Source organism: Nocardia sp. NPDC051570 (assembly GCF_044454005.1).
Classification (GTDB): domain Bacteria; phylum Actinomycetota; class Actinomycetes; order Mycobacteriales; family Mycobacteriaceae; genus Nocardia.
On sequence record NZ_JBITDI010000001.1, the window covers coordinates 767,780 to 787,497 of the forward strand.

9 protein-coding genes are annotated in these 19,718 nt (G+C 69.4%); all 9 read right to left on the minus strand.

Annotated elements, in window-relative coordinates; all coding sequences use genetic code 11:
• Positions 1–35: 35 nt before the first annotated feature.
• The 9 genes from ACIA76_RS03325 to lysA are packed head-to-tail and all read right to left on the minus strand — an operon-like array spanning position 36 to position 19,692.
• The gene (locus tag ACIA76_RS03325) at positions 36–860 is read right to left on the minus strand and encodes an ABC transporter permease (RefSeq protein WP_397147843.1); all 825 of its coding nucleotides are present in this window, start codon (positions 858–860) and stop codon (positions 36–38) included.
• The gene (locus ACIA76_RS03330) at positions 857–8,074 is read right to left on the minus strand and encodes an amino acid adenylation domain-containing protein (RefSeq protein WP_397147845.1); all 7,218 of its coding nucleotides are present in this window, start codon (positions 8,072–8,074) and stop codon (positions 857–859) included. Before ACIA76_RS03330 ends, ACIA76_RS03325 begins: the two co-directional genes overlap by 4 nt.
• On the minus strand, positions 8,074–14,442 hold the full coding sequence (locus tag ACIA76_RS03335) for an amino acid adenylation domain-containing protein (protein ID WP_397147847.1): 6,369 nt from the start codon (positions 14,440–14,442) through the stop codon (positions 8,074–8,076). Before ACIA76_RS03335 ends, ACIA76_RS03330 begins: the two co-directional genes overlap by 1 nt.
• A 53-nt stretch (positions 14,443–14,495) precedes the next feature.
• Positions 14,496–15,482 (minus strand): 2,3-diaminopropionate biosynthesis protein SbnA, encoded by a 987-nt coding sequence (gene sbnA, locus ACIA76_RS03340; RefSeq protein ID WP_397147849.1) that lies wholly within the window; start codon positions 15,480–15,482, stop codon positions 14,496–14,498.
• A 51-nt stretch (positions 15,483–15,533) separates the two neighbouring features.
• Entirely contained in the window at positions 15,534–16,670 is a 1,137-nt protein-coding gene (locus ACIA76_RS03345) for an acyl-CoA dehydrogenase family protein (protein WP_397147851.1), read from the minus strand.
• Positions 16,667–17,263 carry a hypothetical protein gene (locus ACIA76_RS03350; protein ID WP_397147853.1) on the minus strand — a complete coding sequence of 199 codons (597 nt, stop codon included), beginning with the start codon at positions 17,261–17,263 and terminating at the stop codon, positions 16,667–16,669. Before ACIA76_RS03350 ends, ACIA76_RS03345 begins: the two co-directional genes overlap by 4 nt.
• Positions 17,260–18,093, minus strand: coding sequence for a hypothetical protein (locus ACIA76_RS03355; protein ID WP_397147855.1), 834 nt, complete (start codon positions 18,091–18,093; stop codon positions 17,260–17,262). The genes ACIA76_RS03350 and ACIA76_RS03355 overlap by 4 nt, the downstream gene beginning before the upstream one ends.
• Positions 18,090–18,362, minus strand: coding sequence for an acyl carrier protein (locus ACIA76_RS03360; protein ID WP_397147857.1), 273 nt, complete (start codon positions 18,360–18,362; stop codon positions 18,090–18,092). Before ACIA76_RS03360 ends, ACIA76_RS03355 begins: the two co-directional genes overlap by 4 nt.
• A 55-nt stretch (positions 18,363–18,417) precedes the next feature.
• Positions 18,418–19,692, minus strand: a complete 1,275-nt coding sequence (gene lysA / locus ACIA76_RS03365) for a diaminopimelate decarboxylase (protein WP_397147859.1) — start codon at positions 19,690–19,692, stop codon at positions 18,418–18,420.
• Positions 19,693–19,718: the final 26 nt, after the last annotated feature.

The window sequence follows — 19,718 nt, forward strand, 5'->3', positions numbered from 1 at the left end:
TATCGTGCCGGGAACGGAAGGGGTACTAACACCCCTCATGCGGCTGCCGTGCGGAAACGACGCAGGCTCAGCACGACGGTGCCGACCGCCAGCACCGCGAGCCACAGCACCATCACCAGCTCACGATGCTGGCCGAGGAAGCCCGGATCCGGCAGCGTCGGATTGCCCCAGAAGTGGCGGCAGGAGTCGGCGACCGAGCTGACGGGATTCCATCGGATCAGCGGCTGCAGCCAGCCCGGCAGGGTCGTCACCGGAAAGACCGAGCTAGACAGGAAGGTACAGAGCACCACGACCAGGGCACCGATGGAGTCGATCGACTCGATGTTCTTCACCATGACGCCCAAGGTGATTCCCACCCAGATCATGATCATCAGGAAGGCGACGGCCACGCCGAATCCGGCCGCGATGGACAGCGGGCTGCCGTGCGGGCGCCAGCCGATGAGCAGGCCCACCCCCGTCACCACCACCAAAACGCCCAGGCCCGCGAGGAAATCACCGATCGAATGCGCGATCAGCACCGCGGACCGCGAGATGGGCAGGGACCGGAAGCGGTCCATCAGGCCCACCCGCAGGTCCATGGCGACACCGATGGCGGTCGGCCCGATACTCGCCAACGCCGCCTGGGCGACGATGCCCGCCATCAGATAGTCCTGGTAGTCGCCGCCCGCGGGCGCCGCGATCGCATTCTTGAACAGATACCCCAGCGCGAGCAGCGTCACCAGCGGATTGAGCAGCAATCCCAGCAGCCGCCCCGGGGCGCGCCGGAGATGATGCAGCCGCCGCCCCGCCAGGGCGAGGATCTCGACGAGGAACCATCCGGCGGAGGCGGCCGAGACGGGCTTGGTATCAACCGAATTCATGACAGCTGTCGTCCCTTGGCTCGAGATTCGATCGCCCGCATCTCCGAATCGACGATCCGGCCGATCTGTTGCTGTGGCTCCGGATGCATCATGCGTTCGTGGCTGTCGCGGACCCGATGCACCCGGATGGCGCCGGTGTGGGGACCCCACCGGTCCGCGGCGCTGTGCTCGGCCGACCGCTCGGCGGTCGCCACGAACAGGCTCATCTCGCCCTCGAAGCGACCGGGCACGAAGCGCTCGGCGAGCGCGGCGTGATGGAGCATCACCGTGATCAGTCGCTCGACATCGTCGGCGGTCAGGGCGGCCAGCATTCCGCCGTGGCGCCGGAAGGTCTCCGCGACGGCGGCGGCCCCGTCCGCGGTCGAATCACGTTCCAGACCAACGTATTCCAAGAACTGCATGATCAGATCCCGGCGATCGGGCAGCGGCCCGTCGAGCGCCGGGTCATAGGGGTAGGCGTCGAGGTTCGCCAGATAGGCGACCTCCTGACCGTCGGCCCGCAGCCGCACCGCGAGTTCGTGCGCGATCAGTCCGCCGAAGGACCAGCCGAGCAGATGGTACGGACCCTCCGGCTGCACGGCCCGGATCCGGTCCAGATAGGACTTCGCCTGGGCCTCGATGCTGGGCGCCGGGTCGCCCTGGCCGCTCACCTGCGGGGCCTGGAGACCGATGATCGGCCGGCGCGGGTCGATATGGGCGGTGAGCCCGAGATACGGCAGGCTGGTACCCATTCCGCCGTGTACGCAGAACAGCGGCGGCAGCGTTCCGTCCGGCCGGATCGCGAGCACCGGGCCCAGGAGGTCCAGGGTGTCGAGGGCGCCGTACTCGAAAGCACCGGCGCGCAACTGATCTCCCAGATGTTCGACGGTCGTGCGGTCCGATTCCCCTGCGCGACTGTCGATCAGCGCGCCCAATGCGGCGGCCGTCCGGTGGGTGAACACCTCCGCGATGGTCATCCGCAGGCCGTATCGAGCCGCCTCGGCGACGAGTTGGATACTCCCGATGCTGTTGCCGCCCAAGGCGAAGAAGTCCGCCTCGGCGCCGACGGTGTCGAGTCCCAGCACGGCCGCATATGCACCGGCCAGTGCGCGTTCGGTGTGGGTACTCGGTGACCGGCCCGCCGTCGGGCGATAGTCGGGAGCGGGGAGCGCGTCCCGATCGAGCTTGCCGTTCATCGTCATCGGCACAGCGGGCACGATCATCAGTGCCGACGGCACCAGATAGTCCGGAAGCCGTTGTGCCACATGGTGGCGGATGCCGGCCTCGTCGATATCGGCCCCCTCGCGAGCCACCAGATAGCCGACGAGGACGTGCGCGCCGGGCCGGTCCTCCCGGGCGATCACCGCGGCCTGAGTGATCTGCGGATGGTCGAGCAGCACGCTCTCGATCTCACCGAGTTCGATGCGGAAACCCCGGACCTTGACCTGGTGATCGGACCGTCCCACGTATTCCAGTTGTCCGTCCGCCAGCCAGCGGACGAGGTCGCCGGTGCGGTACATCCGCGCACCCGGGTCGCCGAATCGGTCGGCGAGGAAGCACTGGGCGGTCAGTCCCGGCCGGTTGAGATATCCGACGGCCGAACCGGTTCCGCCGATATGGAGTTCGCCGATCACGCCCTGCGGCACCGGGTTCAGCTCCGCGTCGAGGACATAGACCCGGTGATCGCCGATCGGCCGCCCGATCGGCGGTTTGCCGCCGGAGAGCGGGTCACTCACGGTGGCGCAGACGGTCGTCTCGGTCGGGCCGTAGGCGTTGTACACCCGGTGTGCCGGCGACCAGCGCGCGATGAGCTCCGGCGGACAGGCCTCACCGGCGAGTACCAGGTCGAGGTCGGCGGGCAGTTCGACCTCGTCGGAGAAGGCGGTCACCACCTTGGGCGGCAGCACGGCCAGATTCACCCGGAACCGGGCCAGGAATTCGGCGAGTGGCCGCCCGGCACGCTGGTCGTCGCCGACCTGAACCAGGGTGCCGCCGCTCAGCAGGGATACGCACAGCTCCCATACCGCCGCATCGAAGCTGAACGAGGCGAATTGCAAAGCCCTTGTCCGCGAGGAGATTCCGAAGCGTTCCCGATGATCGGCGGCGAGCGCGACCACGGTGGCATGGGACACCACCACCCCCTTGGGGCGGCCGGTGGTGCCGGAGGTGTAGATGACGTAGGCGGGGTCCGCGGGGCGCAGCGGACGGCTGCGCTCGGTGTCGCGGACCGGCTCCGCCGAGTGCCGCGCCAGCCGGTCCATCGTGCCGGGATCGTCCAGCACCAGTACCGATTCGGCGCTCGACGCCGGATCCGGCAGTATCGCGGCATCGATCACCGCGGTCGCGGTCACCACCAGTGCCGGTGCGGCATCGTCGAGCAGGTAGGCGATTCGCGCGGCGGGATAGGCCGGATCGATCGGCAGATATGCCGCACCCGAACCGATTACGGCCAATACCGCGATCACCAGGTCGACGGAGCGAGGCAGGGCGAGCGCGACGATATCCCCGACGCCCACGCCTCGATCGATCAACTCCCTGGCGAGCCGATCGGCCCGGCCCGCGAGTTCGACATAGGAGAGTTCGGCCTGCGCCGCCACGAGCGCAGGCTGCTCGCCCCGGCGCGCCACCCAGGTCCCGAAGAGTTCGGGCACGGTGGACCGCGGGGTCCGCGCGTGCGGATTCGCTCCCCACCGGTCGAGCAGCCGGCCGCGTTCGCCGGGGGTGAGGATATCGATTCCGCTCAACCGCCGATCCGGTTGGGCCACCGATGTTTCCAGCAGCCTCAGGAAGTAGACGACCAGACGCTCGGCGGTCTCGCGATCGAACAGGTCGGTGGCGAACTCCAGTCGGCCGTCGAGGCCGGAGGACATCTCGATGAGTTCGAAGACCAGGTCGAATGTGACCGCCGTCGGGTCGATTTCGAGATCGACGCAGTGCAGCCCCGCGAGCCCGAACTCCGGCCGGGCGATATTCTGGTAGGCCAGCATCACCTGGACCAGTGGCGGCCGGGCGACCGAACGCCCGAGTTCCAGCGCGTCGACCAGTCGTTCGAGCGGAACAGCCTGGTGGGCAAAGGCATTCAGATCGGTGTCCTGAACCCGGCGCAGTAACTGCCCGAAGGTGGGGTCACCGCCGGTGTCCGTCCGCAGCGCCAGGGTGTTGATGAAACATCCCACCAGCCGGTGCAGCGCCTCGTCATCGCGGCCCGCGATCGGGACGCCCAGCAGGATATCGGTGCCTGCCCCCAGTTTGGTCAGCGTGGCGGCGAGCGCAGCCTGCACGACCATGAACGGGGTGGCCCCCGCCGAACGCGCGAGCTCGACCACGCGGGAGTGGACGGCCGCGGGCACCGAGAACGTCACCACATCGCCCGCCATACTGGGCATCGGTGGCCGCGGACGGTCGGTCGGCAGCGCGAGTTCCTCGGGGCTACCACGCAATGCGTCCGTCCAGTAGGCCAGCTGACGGTGCTGGAGGCTGTCGGGATCCTCCTCGTCGCCCAGTACCCGCTGACGCCACAGGACGTAGTCGGCGTACTGCACCGGCAGGGGCGACCAGGCGGGAGCGCTGCCCGCGCCGCGGGCGCGGTAGGCCTCGGCCAGATCCTCGGCGAGCACTCCGATCGACCATCCGTCGAAGGCGATGTGATGAAGCACAAGCAGCAGCACGTGATCCTGCGCGCCGCACGCGAAAAGCCTTGCCCGGAAGCCGGGTTCGGCGGTGAGGTCGAAGCCGGCGGCTGCCTGCGCGGTCAGCAGCCGATCCAGTTCCTCCTCGCCGCCGACGCGGATCGGTTCGATCACCGGTCGGTACCCCGCCGCGGGGAGCACCACCTGCTCGGGTTTCTCGGCGACGGCCGGGAACACCGTGCGCAGGATCTCGTGCCTGTCCGTCACATCGGCCACCGCGGCCCGCAGTGCCGCGATATCGAGTGTCCCCCGCAGCCGGGTCGCCATCGTGATGTGATGGTTCCCCCTGCTCTCCGGGGCCAGCCGGTTCAGGAACCACAGCTGCCGCTGCATGGGCGACAGCGGAAGGGCGGCGGGGCGCGATTGGGCATGCAGCGGTGGAAGATCCGGGGATTCCGCGCTGGACACGGCGGCCAGGTCGGCGACCGTCGGCCGTTCGAACAGCGTCCGGACCGATACCTCCAGGCCCAGTGCGCCGCGGATCCGGGCCGACAGCTGGGTCGCCAGCAGCGAATTCCCGCCCAGGTCGAAGAAGCTGTCGTCGACACCGGCCCGTTCGACACCGAGCACCTGGGCGAACAACTCGGCAAGAGTCCGCTCACGGTCGGTTCTGGGTGCCCGATACCGCACTCCCGCAACGAATTCCGGCACCGGCAGCGCCCGGTGATCCAGTTTCCCGTTCACCGTCAGCGGGAACTCCTCGACCACCACCATCGCGGGCGGCACCATGTACTCCGGCAGCCGCGACGATGCGAACGAGCGCAGCTCCGCCGGATCCACGGTTGCGCCCTCGGCCGCCGTCACATAGCCGACCAGCTGCTTCCCGGTGGCGCCGTCGCGCGCGACGACCACCACCCCTGCCACCGAGGGATGCGCGGCCAGCGCCGATTCGATCTCCCCGAGCTCGATGCGGAAACCCCGAACCTTCACCTGGAAGTCCGACCGGCCCACGTACTCCAGATCCCCGTCCCGGTTCCAGCGCACCAGATCCCCGCTGCGATACAACCGGTCGCCCCCGCCGAACGGATTCGCGACGAACCGCGACGCGGTCAACTCCGCCCGGCCCAGATATCCCCGAGCCACCTGCGCGCCGGCCACATACAGCTCACCGACCACTCCCACCGGCACCGGACGCAGCCACCCGTCCAGCACGACAACCCGCAGTCCCGGCAGGCCGCGGCCGATCACGCTCGCCGCACCGGCGCGCGCCGTCGGCCGTCCGATCTCGAGGTAGGTGGTATGCACGGTGGTTTCGGTGATCCCGTACATGTTCACCAGGCGCGGCGTGTATTCCCCGTGCCGATCGAACCAGTCGGCGAGCTGCTCGATATTCAATGCCTCGCCGCCGAATACCACATAGCGCAAAGCGAGTTCGCCCGCGGCGGGTCCGGCGATCCGGTCGGCCTCGGCCAGCTGATGGAAGGCCGACGGGGTCTGGCTCAGGACGGTCACTCGTTCGCGACTCAGCAGAGTGCGGAACTGTTCCGGGGAGCGGGAGGTGTAGTAGTCGACCACGACCAACCGCGCGCCGTGGGACAGCGCACCCCAGATCTCCCACACCGAGAAGTCGAAGGCGCAGGAATGGAACAGTGTCCACACATCGGACGCCTCGAAGCTGAACCTCCGGCGCGCACCGGCCAGCAGCGACACCACGCTGCGATGCGTGACGGCGACACCCTTGGGGCGGCCGGTGGACCCCGAGGTGAAGATCACGTAGGCGAGATCGTCCGCGCGCAGTGGCGCGCTCCGATCCGAATCCGTCAGCGGCGCATCCGAATACCCCGACAGATCCAGATCCTCGATCCGCACCTGCGCGACATCGACCGGCAGCCCCGCCCCGGTGGTCAGCACGCAGACCGGCGCGGCGGTGTCGAGGATGTAGCCGACGCGATCGGCCGGATGATCCTGATCCACCGGCACATACCCGCCACCGGCGACGGTCACCGCCAGCAACGCCACGACCAACTCGATCGACCGCGGCATTCCCACCGCCACCAGCGTCCCCGGCCCCACCCCCTGCGCCACCAGCCAACGCGCCAGCCGATGTGCGCGCCGGGCCAGCTCCCCGTAGGTCAGCGACTCGTCCCCGAACGTCAGGGCGATCGCGGTCGGCGCGAGGGCCGCCGACCGCTCGAACAGCGATACCGGCGTCACCGGATCTCCCGGCAGTGCCGCATCATCGAACCCCTTGTCCAGCACCGACTCCCGCTCCTCGGGGGCGAGCAGGTCTAGTCGGGCGAGCGGGGTGTCGGACACGGTGGTGAGCGCCGCCAGCAGGTCGGCGAGCCGCCGGGCCAGCCGCGCCGCGTCCCGCTCGGGGAAGCGGTCGGCGCGGTATTGCACCCGCAGCTCGAGCTCCGGGCCGGGCAGGGCGGTCAGGGTCACGGAGAATGCGGTGGCGGCACGAATCTCCGCCTCCCGCAACGCCAGACCGGTACGGGCGGTGAAGTCGTTCGCATCCGGTATCGGGTAGTTCTGGAATGCGACCACCGTGTCGAATACCCCGGTGACGTCGATCAGCTCCTGTATCTCGGTGAGCCCGAGATGCCGATGCGGCATCAGCGCGAATTGCTCCCGCTGAAACGAGTCGAGCAGATCGGCCACGGTCTGCGCCGGATCCAGACGCAGCCGGGCGGGCAGCACATTGGCGAAGACGCCCACCATGGCTTCCACGCCGGTCAATTCGGCGGGCCGACCGGCATCCGATACCCCGAATACCACATCGGTGCGGCCGGTCAATTGCCCGATCAGCAGCCCCCAGCACCCCTGGACCACCGTGGCGAGGGTCAGGTTCCGATTCCTGGCCCAGCCCGCCAATTCCCGTGTGGCGGTCGCGGGCACGGTGACCACCGTCGTCCGGGGCAGATCCGCCACCGGGGATCGGTCCGGCACAACGACATTGGTGGGTTCGTCGACCCCGGCCAGCGCGCGCGACCACGCGGCCCGGGCCGCTTCCCGGTCCTGCCGTCCCAACCAGGCCAGATAGTCCCGGTGATGCGGCACGGAAGCCTCCGAGGCGAGCTCGGATCGCCCGCCGTACGCGGTGAAGAGCTCGTCCACCAGAATCGGCATGGACCAGCCGTCGACAACGATGTGATGCGCGGTCAGCAGGAAGCGGAATCTGTTGTCCCCCAGACGGATCACGGTGCCGCGCAGCAGCGGCGGCCGGGCCATGTCGAAGGCCCGCACGCGGTCGTCGTCGGTGATTCGCTCCAACTCGCCGCGGCGCACGGCGTCCGGCAGATCGGCGAGATCCACCTCCGCCCAGGGCAATTCGACAACCTCCGGGACAACCTGCACCGGCTCACCGGATTTGCGCGTCCGGAAGCAGGCCCGCAGGCTCGCGTGGCGCGCCGGCAGTGCACTCGCCGCGGCGCGCAGGCGGGGCACGTCCAGTGGGCCCTCGAGATCGGCGACCAGCTGCAGCACGTGCACATCGGTGCCGTCCTCCACCAGGCTGGAATAGAACACCAAGCCCCGCTGCAACGGCGTCAGCGGCAGAAACTCACTGGTCCGTCCCCGTGCCGGTGCGACGGTGTTGCTCATCATGGCTCCAGTTCCAGTTCGAGTTCAGCCATTTCGGCCGCGCTCAACTCCAGCAGCGGCGGCGCGGCGGACGAGGGTTGTGCGAGGGTGCCCGGGGTCGGCAGCGCGGTGGCGGCGGTGGCCAGGGCCGCGGGCGTGCGATGCCCGACGACGTCTCGGGGGTCGAGTGCCAGGCCGCGCAGCCGGGCCCGGGTGGCGATCCGGATGGCGCTGATGGAGTCGCCGCCGAGTGCGAAGAAGTTGTCGTGCGCGTCCACCGCGGCGAGGCCGAGAACCTCGGCGAACACCTCGCACAGCGCGTGCTCGAGCGCCTCGTCACGGATCCGGTCGGTCCGGTCCGGACCCGTATCAGCCTGGGGCGCACGATGATTCCACGCGGGCTCGTCCCCGGGGCGGGTCTCCAGGTCGCCTACCGGGCGATCCGGCCCCGCGACCATGGCCAGCAGGATCCGGCGGAATCGCCGCGCGAGGCCGGTCACCGCCGCCTCGGTCACCAGATCCGGCGCGTAGTCGAAGCGCACCTCGAGCCGGGCGCCGGGCGCGATGACCAGACTGAGCGGATAGTGCCGGGCGTCGCGCGCATCGGCCGCGACGATCCGCAACGTCTCGTCGGCCACCAGATCCCCCGCGGTTCTCGGGAAGTTCTCGAAGACCAGCGCGGTATCGAAAGGCTCTCCCGTACCGGCCAGTTCGGGATTGCCGCCGAGCATCTCGGCGAGCCGGGGGAAGTCCACCTCGCGCAGTGCGGACTGCTCGTCCTGAAGGCGGCCCAGGAATGCGCCCACGGGTTCGGCCCGATCGAGTGTCACCCGGACCGGCAGCGTATTCAGCAGCGGGCCCACGATCGTCTCCACCCCGGCCACTGCGGCGGGCCGGGTGGCGACCGTGGCGCCGAACAGGACATCCGGGCGATCGACGAGCCTGCCCAGCAGATACGCCCATCCGCCCTGACAGATCGTGCCGATCGTAATCCCCTGGGCCGCAGCGAAATCGGTGAGCGTCGCCGTCTCCGCGACCGACAGGCGCAGCGGCATCCGGGTGCGTTCGGCGGGCCGCCGCGCGGGATCGGACGGGAACAGGTGGGTGGGCAGGGACATGCCCGCGAGCGCGGTCCGCCACATCGCCGCCGCCGACGCGTGATCCCGATCGGCCAGCCAGACAAGGTAGTCGCGGAACGGGGTGGCGGCATCGAGGCTGCCACGACCGCCTCGGTCCCGGTAGCAGGTCAGCAGTTCACGCACGAGCAGCTGCATCGACCAGCCGTCCACCAGAATGTGGTGCAGAGTCCAGATCAATGCGAAGCGCTCGGCACCGAGCCGCACCAGCGTCCAGCGCATCAGCGGTGGACGGGTGAGATCGAATCGACGCGCGCGCTCGGCGCCGACGAGCCGTTCCAGCTCGGCGTTCCGCGCCGCCGAGGGGAGCCCGGACAGGTCGGTCCGGGCGAGGGGTACCCGAATCCCGGTGTGCAGCACCGAAACCGGATCCCCCGACTCGCGGTGCAGGAATGCCGCGCCCAGGCCGGGATGACGCGCCAGCAGCACCGCGAGCGCCTCCTCCAGGGCGTCCGCCTCCACCGCTCCGGCGAGTTCCGCGGTGATCTGCAACGTGTAGAGATCGTGATCGGAGTCCCCGGCGGACTGGAACAGCAGGCCGCGCTGCAGCGCGGTCAGCGGGAGAACGTCGGTCAGCGGGCCGAGGCCGCGCGCCGCGCAGTCCCGTTCGATCTCCTCGATCTCGTTCTGGCGCAGCGACACCAGCGGGAGATCCGACGGGGTCAGCCCGCCCGCATTCGGCAGCCGCACATGGTCGGTCAGCGCGCCCAGGACGCGGAACCAGGTGTCGGCGAGGTCGCGGACGGACGCCTCGGTGATCACTGCGTCCGCCCACAGCCAGTCGGCGACCAGCTGCGGGCCCTCGGCGTGATCCTCGGTGACCGGGGTGACCGCCACCGAATGACGCAGCGGCATAGCGGGATTCACGCTCGTGCCGATCACGGTGTCCCCGCCGTCGAGGGACCAGAGGCCGGCGGAGTCGTCGACCCGGAATCGGCCGAGGTAGTTGAAGCCGATCGCGGGGGTGGGATCCGACGCCAGCGCCCGCGCGGTCTGCGGATTGAGGTAGCGGAGCAATCCGTAACCGATGCCGCGGTCGGGGACGGCCCGCAGTTGTTCCTTCACCCGCTTGATCACGACGCCCAGGGCCGGACCGCCCGAGAGGGCCTCGTCCGGATCGACCGCGCCGAGCGCCAGACGCACCGGGAATACGGTCGTGAACCAGCCCACCGTCCGCGACAGATCCACGTCGTCGACGATCTGCTCGCGGCCGTGTCCCTCGAGTTCGAGAAGGATCGGCTGCCCGGTATCGCCCGCGGCGCGCCGACGCCAGTCCGTGACCGCCAGAGCGAGGGCGCCGAGCAGAATGTCGTTGATCTCGCTGTGGAAGGCGGCGGGCACGGCGGTCAGCAGTGCCAGGGTCTGCTCGGTCGGCAGGCGCAGACGCAATCGACCGGCCGTGGCGTGGGTATCGCGCACCGGATCGAGCGGACCTCGCCCCGGCGTGGGCGATTCCGCCGCGGTCTGTGCCCGCCAATAGGGCAGTTCGGCCATGCGCGCACCGGTGTGCGCATGCTCGGTCATCGTCGCGGCCCAGCGTCGATAGGAGGTCGGAACCGGTTCCAGCACAGGGGTTTCGCCCGCCGCCACCGCGGACCAGGCCGCCCGCATATCCGAGACCAGAATGCGCCACGAGACCCCATCGATCACCGTGTGATGGGCGAGCACGAGCAGGCGCCCGGCACGCTCGGATCCGCCGTGCAACAGGACCGCCCGCAGCACGACGCCCCGATGGGGCGCCAATCCCCTACGCGCGACCTCGATTCGAGCGGCGACCAGGGCGCTCAGCTCCGCGGGATCGTCGATGACGGAGGCGGCGTCCGCCTCGGTGATCAGCGTCTCCGCGCGGACGGCGCCGACCGGCCTGATCCGCGGCGCCCAGACCCCGGGGGCGGGCTCGGTCATCTCCATCCGCAGGGCATCGTGGCGATCGAGCAGCGCCTGCACCACCGGTGCGAGCGTGTCGGCGGTCAGCTCTGCCGGTACGCGGATCAGCACGTACTGGCTGTACTCCCGCCCCGGGCCGTCGAAGGTGCCGAAGTCCTCGATGACCTGGGCGGTGATCGGCGGCGGCGGGAAGTCACCGGCCTCGGGCGCCGAAGCGAGCCGCGGCGAGCCGTCCGCGAGGGTCCTGGCACAGCCCGCGAGGGCGGCAGATGTCTTGTGCCGGAAGATATCTCGCGAGGTGAGCACGATATTCCGGGTCCGGGCCCGGCTGACTACCTGGATGGCGCTGATCGAGTCGCCCCCGAGGGCGAAGAAGCTGTCGCCGGGGCCGACGGTGTCCCGATTGAGGACCTCGGCGAAGATCTCGCACAGCACGACCTCGACGCCGTCGCGCGCGGGCCCGCGGCCGGTGGTGACGCCGTCGGCCCGGATCATGCCCGCGGCGGCCGGATCCGGCAGCGCCTTCCGGTCGACCTTGCCGTGCGCGGTCAGCGGCAGTGCGGCCAGCGGTATCCAGGTGGCGGGAATCATATAGTGCGGCAACGTCTCCGCCACGGCGATGCGGAGGGCTTCGGTCTCGGTGCCGGGTGCGACCACATAGGCCACCAGCCGAGTCGTTCCACTCCGATCCTCGACCGCGGTGACGGCGGCATCGGTGACGCCCGAGAGCCGTCGGAGGGCGGCTTCGACCTCGCCGAGCTCGATGCGGTGACCCCGGATCTTCACCTGATGATCCCGACGCTCGAGGAATTCGAGCTGCCCGTCCGGCCGTCGCACCACATGATCTCCGGTCCGATACATCCGGGCGCCCGGGACCGCACCGTAGGGATCGGCCATGAAGGTGCTCGCGGTCTTGACCGGATCGTTCAGATACCCGCGGCCGACTCCGTCTCCGGCGACGTAGAGTTCGCCGACCATACCGAAGGCCACCGGGAGCAACGCGTTGTCGAGCACGTACAGCCGGGTGTTGCGCACCGGGCCGCCGATCGGGACCCGTGCGCCGATCGGCTCGCCGGCGCGCAGGACGGCATGGGTGACATCGTCGGAGCATTCGGTGGGGCCATAGGCGTTGACGAGCGGAATCCCGGGGTACAGCGACCACCAGCGATGGCACAGTTCCGCGGGCAGCGCCTCGCCGGTCACCACGAGCTCCCGCAGGGTGGGGACGCTCGGGGTGAACCGCTCGACCTCCCAGCTGTCGAGCGCGGCGCGCAGCAGGGTCGGCACGACCTCGAGGACCGTAAGGTGTTCGGCGGCAACCACTTCGAACAGCGCTTCGGGGTCCGCGGCGAGCTCGCGGGAGACGACGCGGACCGTGCCGCCCACCAGCAGCGGCGCCAGCATCTGCCACACCGAGACATCGAAGGTGACGGGGGCGTTCTGGACGAGCCGGTCGGCGGCGGTGAGGCCGAGATCCTCGATCTTGGCGAGCAGATGATTGAGCATGCCGCCGCGATGCACCATGGCGCCCTTGGGTTTACCGGTGGAACCCGAAGTGAAGATCACATACGCCAGATCCGCCGAGGCATCCGAGGCGGGGATCAGGTTGTCGAGCGGGACGGCCCGATCGGTGAAATCGCCACTGAGAGAATGTGATTGGACCCCGTCGTGCACGCCGCTGTCCGCCGGGCCGACGACGAGATGGCCGATGCCCGCCTCCGCGATGAGCGCGGTGGTCCGCGCCTCGGGCGCGTGCACATCCAGCGGCACCCAGGCCGCGCCCGCGGTGAGGACGGCCAGTGCGGCGCCGACGAATGCGGTACTCGGCTCGACGAGGATGCCGACCAGCGAACCAGGGCCCACCCCGGACATGATCAACCGCAGGGCCAAGGCATCCGCCCAGCCGACGAGCGAGGAATAGGAGGCCACGTCCCTCCCATCGGTCACAGCGAGCGCGGCAGGCGTCGCCGCGGCGAGCGCCCGCACCCGCCCCACTACCGTGCCCTCCGTCGCACCGGTCACCCCGGCACCGGCCGCCAGCAGCAGCTCGCGCTCTCGCACGGTCACGAAATCCAGTCGGCCCAGCGGGGTTTCGGGCGCGGCGAAAGCCAGGCGGGGCAGGAACTCGGCGAGGCGGTGCAGATGATCGAGGACCTCTGCCTCACGGTAGAGCTCGGGATTGCCGTTCAGGTGCAGCTCCACACCGCCGTCGGCGGCATCCAGAACGGTGATCATCATATCGTCGACGATCCCGGTGGACAGATTGTGCAGCCGCGCCTCACAGGACCCGAGTGCCAGCACCGGGGTCTGCGGCAGGACGTTCACGAACGGCCCGAACGGGCGACGATCATCGCTGCGCAGGCCGAGCGACCGGCGGGTCGAGGGGTAGCGCTGATGGCGCAGCGAACCCGCGAGCGTCTTCGAGGTCGCCGCGAGCAGCTCGGATACCGTCACCTCCGGCCGGGCCGTGACCGGAAACGGCAGATAGGTCGCCACCATGCCGGGCGTCTTGCGAGCCACCGCGGTCAGGCGCGCGGTGGTCGGAAGGGTCAGCAGCACATCGGGATTGCCGCTCGCCTTCGCGAGGTAGGCCGCCGAGGCCGCGATGGCGAGCGCGGGCCAGGTGGTACCGGCCGTGGTCGCGACCGTGCGCAGCGCGCGGGCGGTGTCGGGGCCGATCCGGGTGCTGCGGCGCAGAAAGGCCGTGCCGGGCACCGGATCCCCCGCGGCCAGGCTGACCGGCTGCCGGTCCCCCGCCAGATGCCGATCCCAGAACTGCCGATCCCGCTCGAACGCGGGCGAGGTCAGATAGTCCGCCTCCTCACGCAAGAGCAGACTCAGCCCAGGCAGCGCGCCCTCGGCGGTCGGCGCGCCCGCGGCCAGCGCTCCGTAGATATGACTCAGCCTGTGGTAGAAGGCATTTCGGCTGTACCCGTCCATCAGCAGGTGATGCATGGCGACGTAGAGCAGCGACCGCTGCTCGCCGATGCGGATCAGGACGAGACGGAACAGCAGGCCGCCGTCCACCTCGAACGGCCGGTCCAGATCCCGATGCATCGCCGCCAGCGCCGCCGCGAGCGAGTCGGATTCTCCGGACATGTCGAGCACCGTCAACGGCAGTTCGGACAGCGACTCGATGCGCTGCCGGGGCAGACCGTCCACCTCGAAGAACCGCGCCCGGGTGCATTCGGCCTCATCGAAGATCAGGCGCAGGGCCGTACCGAGCACCTGCTCGTCGAGCTGTCCGGAGATGTCCAGATAGTCGGCCATGTTGTACCCGAGCCGGTCACTCGCGATCTGCTCGTCGAACCAGATCTTGGTCTGCGCACCGGTCAGGGGCAGGTCCGCACGTGCGGGCGAAAGCATGAAGTTCTCCAAGTCGAGAGACGAACGGGCGGGGCACTCGATGTCGAACCGGGTTATCCGGCTTCCATCCCCGCCGCCTGCTCCAGGGCATCGAGTCCGTAGACACCCGAGACCCACTGGTCCTGATAGACGGTGTCCAGATACCGTTCGCCGAGGTCGGGGGCGACGGCGACGGCGGAGGCGGCCGGTGGAAGGGGATGGTCGGCCAGCCATCCGATCGCGCCGCTGACGACCGTGCCGGTCGAGCCGCCGAACAGGTATCCGGCCCGGGCCAGCTGCCGGCAGGTGCGGACGGTATCCACCTCGGGCACCATGACGACCTCATCCACGAAGGATTCGTCCAGCAGCGCGGGACGGACGCTCGTGCCGAGGCCGGGAATCAGGCGCTGGGTCGACGCGCCGCCGAAGGTGACCGAGCCGACGGCATCCACCGCGATGATGCGCACGGAGGGTTTGTGATCGCGCACGTAGCGGGCGCAGCCCATCAGCGTTCCGGTCGTACCGGCCCCGACGAACAGCACCGTCAGATCGGGAAACGCCGACAGGATCTCCGGCCCGGTCAGCCGGTAGTGCGCCCGCCAATTGTTGGGATTGGCATACTGATTGAGCCAGAGGTAATCATCGCGCCCCTCGCACAGTTCGCGGACGTAGTCGATCCGCGCGCCGAGCAGTCCCGTCACCGGATGCGGTTCGGTGATGACATGCACCTCACCGCCCAATGCCTGGATGGTCTGCCGCGCGCCCAGGGTGCAGCGCGCATCGGTGACGCAGATGAAGCGATAACCCCGGCTGGCGGCGACCAGGCTCAGTGCCACACCCAGATTGCCCGAGGAGCTCTCCACCAGGGTCGAGCCCGGCCGCAGCGCACCGGCTCGCTCGGCATCGTCGACCATGGCCCGGGCGGCCTTGAGTTTGATCGATCCGGCGAAGTTGAATCCCTCGCATTTGAGCAGCAGGCGGTTTCCGATGATCGGCGCCAGATCGACGAACAGGCTCTCGGTATTGAACTCATCGGGGGCGGAAATGATTTGTATCGACAAGGTGCACCTCGAGCCTGGGTTGGATATCTGCTGTACGTGGAGCGGTTCTGCTCACCCGACGGCTCTGCCCGATCGCAGACCCTGAAACAGGTTGAGCTGCTGGATATTCCGGGTTCCCTCCATGAATTCGACACCGCGCGCATCCCGAATCAGCTTGTCCAGCAATGGATGTGCCGCGCGGGCCGCGGGCGCCAGCAGCTCACAGGCCGCCAGGGTGACCTCCTCGGCCAGCGCGCACGCCCGGGCCTTGGCCGCCGAGGCCAGATACCCCTCGCCGGTGGCGTCCACCGCTGCCGCCGCCTGGAGCACCAATGCCCTGGTGGCATCGATCTTCCAGCCGAGTGTCTCGATGCGATCGCGATCGTTGCCCTGTGCCGCAGGGCGATTGTCGAGCACATACCGGTGTGCCGCGGCGGCGATCCCGAGCCCCAGCGCCGCCACCGCCGGCCGCAGCCGGTTGAACACCCCGATGGCGGCCCAGATGCCGCGCCGGGATCGGGGCAGATGGCGGCCGAGCACCTGTTCCGGGGCGACCTCGACATCCGCCAGGGTGATGGCGGCAAGCTGTGCCCCGCGCAACCCCAAGGTGTCCAGCGGTGTCGCGTGATAGCCCGCCGAATCCGTATCCAGCAGCACGGCGGTCACCCCGCCCAGACCCGGCCCGGTCCGGGCGAAGACCGCCGCGCACTGCGCCCGGGCGGCATTGCCCACGAACCGTTTCGCACCCCGCAGCACCAACGCTCCGCCCTCTTCCCGGAGCGAGGTGGCCAGCAGGGATGCGTCGGATCCGCGCTCCGGCTCGGTCAGCGCGAAGCAGGTCCACGTCGGCGCCGACATCATCCGGCCGAAGAACCACTCCCGCTGCGCCGGATCCCCGAGCCGGTCGACCAGCACACCCGACATCGACGGTCCCGGTGCGGCCAGCAGCATTCCGGTGTCACCGCGAGCCAGCTCCTCGAAGACCACCACGCGTTCCACCGCGGTCGTGCCGTCGAATCGGTGCGCCCCGATTTCCAGTGGCGCACCGCCGAATTCACGCGGCACACCGTAGGTGCTCAGGTAGCGGACGCCCGGAAGGTCGAGCAGTTCCCCGATCCGCGCCGGACTGCGGTCGAGCTCCAGGGCGGACGCACGGAAGTCGTCGGCCCATTCCCGCGCAACGCCGCGCAGGGCATCCAGTTCGTTCACCGTGGTCCCCCAGCACAGAGATAGACGTCCGCCACGAGTTCCGAGACATGCGCGGTGGCGCCCGGGCCCGAGTCGAGAAAGCTGTAGGCGCCGAAGAGCCGCAGCAGCGCCCGGCTCGTCGCGGTCACCTCGGCATGCAGATGGGACAGCACCGCGGGGCCCGGGCAGGCGGGGCCGGAGTCGAGCAGCGCACCGACTTCCAGCTGATGCGAGAAGAGCTCGGCCAGTTGGCCTTTGACCATCTGATGCGCCAGAACGGTGCCGTCGCCGCTCGGCCGGGTGGACAGGTAGGTAAGGCAGGCGTCACGCAGCCCTTCGGCGAGCCCCAGGCGCAGCCGCACCAGGGCGAGCTGATCGATACCCGCGTCATCGCCCGCGACGTGGCTGTCGTGCACGAGTAGCACCGCGCCACCGGGCAATTCGTAGCGCCGCCGGACCGTTGCCCCGTCCCCGACGCCGTCCTCGGGCAGCACCGCATAGCCGCTCGGCGTCCGCACGCGGCCGCCCTCGGGGGCCAGCAGCAGCCGCAGGGCGGGTGCCAGGCCCTCCGTCCGGGCGATGCGGTCGATCGAGGGTGTGGTCGGCGCGGTCATGCGGCCACCGGCTCGATACGGCAGGCCGACACATCACCCTGGGCGGGTTCGTATTCGACGAGCAGGACGGGCCGATCGCGCATCGGTGTGCCCTCGGCGAGGCAGCCGAGCAGTGCCGTGCAGGGATAGCCGGCGGGCGCGCGCCGGCTGGCGGCCGGTACCCACGCCGGATCGACCTCGGATCCGATCGCGAGCAGTGCGGTCCCGGCGGGATCCAGTTCGGCGATCAGCTCCGCGAGCCGGTCCGCGACCTCGCCCGGTTCGAGTCCGCAGCGCTGCCGGACCCGGTAGCCGTCACCCGACGAATCCTGTTCCAGCAGTAGCGCTGTCGCCGCGTCACCGGCCGCCGACCACGAACCCGACCGCGGGCTCTCATACGGCAGCACGGACTGATCGAAGGCCATCACCAGCACATGCCGAAAGCCGTGGCGCCGTTGATAACTCTGCGCGAGCGCCAGCACACTGAACGGCGCCGACCGGCCCTGGTCGGTCACGGCCAGGATCCGCGTGTGTCCGGACAGGCGGGCGCCCAGCATCGGACCTGCCGCCGTCATCCCCAGCAGGTCCGGTGTCGAATAGGCCAGCAGCAGCAGGTCGATCTCGGGCAGTTCACCGAGTTCGGCGAGCAGTTCGGCGCCCATATCCTCGAACCGGTTGCCCCGCGCGGTATCGAGCACATCGTGGCGCAGAGCGATACCCCCGGAACGGGTTTGGTCGGAGAAGAACACCCGGTCGATCGACGGATCGAACCGTGTCGGCCCGGCGCCGAAGGTCCGATGCGCCACCGTGGTCACGGTGAGCCCCGCGGGGATCGAGGCTGGCATCGTCATGCCCGCAGCTCGGAGACCACGAAATCCGCCAGCGATTCGACCGTGAGGAAGTGACGCATTTCCAGCCGCTCGGAGTCGAATTCGAGACCGATGGTCTCCTCGAGCCGCAGGAGCAGATCGAGAACACCCGTGGAGTCCAGCCCCAGGGTGTCGAAAAGCCTGGTGTCCATATCCAATTCGCCCAGGTCGCGATTGAGGACGACCCCGAGCGCCTCGGTGATGGCCTCGACGACCCGGGTCTGTTCGGCGGTGACGATCGAATCTGTCATGACAGGTGCGGCCTTTCAACGGTCGAAAAGTGGTGTGCGGTGCGGCAATCGGGGATCACGGTGCCGCGGGCTCGAAGAGGCGCTGCTTGTGCAGCAGGTCCCGGGCGCTGTCGGCCTCGCGCACCAGATGTGCGCGCCCCTCGTGGACGAGCACCTCCGCGGGGTGGCCGTGGCTCAGAAACAGCACGGGCGAGGCGCTGGGTCCGTATGCGCCCGAACGCAAGACGCCGAGCAGATCGCCGACCCGCACCGGCGGCAGATCGACGTTCTTGCCCACCGTATCGTTCGGCGTGCACAGCGGACCGGTGACGTTCCATCGTTCGGTGGCCGGTTCCGCATATCGGTTCAACAGCCGGATCGGGAAGTTCCGCTTGACGAACGACCCGATGCCGACGGCCGCCATATGATGGTTGGTGCCGCCGTCGGTCACCGCGAAGTTCTCCCCGTGCGAGGTCTTCGTATAGCGCACCCGGGTCACGTAGGTGCCGCTGTCCGCGACCAGATATCGGCCCAGCTCCATGATCATCCGGGTGTGCGGGTGTGTGCGCGCGAACGCGTCGAGCACCGGATTCATCCCGTCGGCCAGTCGGCGCAGGTCCAGATCCTGTTCGCCCTCGAAGTAGGCCACGCCGAGGCCGCCGCCGATATCGACCATCTCGAGATCGAACCCGTGCCGCGCCGAAATCCGCTCGGCGAGTTCGAGAATGCGGGAGGTGTTCTCGATAACGGCCTCCGCCGCGAGGATTCGGGTGCCCATGTACACATGCACCCCCATCAGCCGGACCCGGGGATACCGGGCGCCGAGCGGATCGCCGGCCAGGAGCTGATCGTCATCGATGCCGAACTGACGCGGCTTACCGCCCATGGTCAGACCGGAACCCTTGACCGCGAAGCTCGGATTGACCCGCAGCGCGACGGGGGCGACCACGCCGAGCTCGCCCGCCAGCTCATCGATCAGCTCCAGCTCGTGCAGCGACTCGCAGATGATCGCGTAGATACCCTGCCGCAGGCATTCCGCCAGTTCGGCGCGGCTCTTGCCGGGGCCCAGAAAGATGATGTCCCCCGGGCTCACTCCGGCCTCCCGGGCGGTCAGCAGCTCCGCCATCGAAGACACCTCCGCCCGTGCGCCGTGCGCGTGCAGTAGCGCGCACACGGAGACATTCGGATTGGCCTTGAGCGAGTAGAACACCTCCAGTCGCGGGTGCAGCGCCTCCCGCAACTCGGTGATCCGGCCCGCGAGCATCCGGCCGTCGTAGAGGTAGAGCGGTGTGCCGAACTCGGCGGCGAGATCCGAGACGTCGAGTCCCTGGACACGAAACCCTCCGGTCATGATGAATCCTTTCCTCCGACCAGCGA

Coding starts and splice junctions, on each gene's coding strand:
- ACIA76_RS03325 (WP_397147843.1), bottom strand. CDS start 860: ATGAATTCGGTTGATACCAAGCCCGTCTCGGCCGCCTCCGCCGGATGG.
- lysA (WP_397147859.1), bottom strand. CDS start 19,692: ATGACCGGAGGGTTTCGTGTCCAGGGACTCGACGTCTCGGATCTCGCC.
- ACIA76_RS03335 (WP_397147847.1), bottom strand. CDS start 14,442: ATGCTTTCGCCCGCACGTGCGGACCTGCCCCTGACCGGTGCGCAGACC.
- ACIA76_RS03355 (WP_397147855.1), bottom strand. CDS start 18,093: ATGACGATGCCAGCCTCGATCCCCGCGGGGCTCACCGTGACCACGGTG.
- ACIA76_RS03330 (WP_397147845.1), bottom strand. CDS start 8,074: ATGAGCAACACCGTCGCACCGGCACGGGGACGGACCAGTGAGTTTCTG.
- ACIA76_RS03360 (WP_397147857.1), bottom strand. CDS start 18,362: ATGACAGATTCGATCGTCACCGCCGAACAGACCCGGGTCGTCGAGGCC.
- ACIA76_RS03350 (WP_397147853.1), bottom strand. CDS start 17,263: ATGACCGCGCCGACCACACCCTCGATCGACCGCATCGCCCGGACGGAG.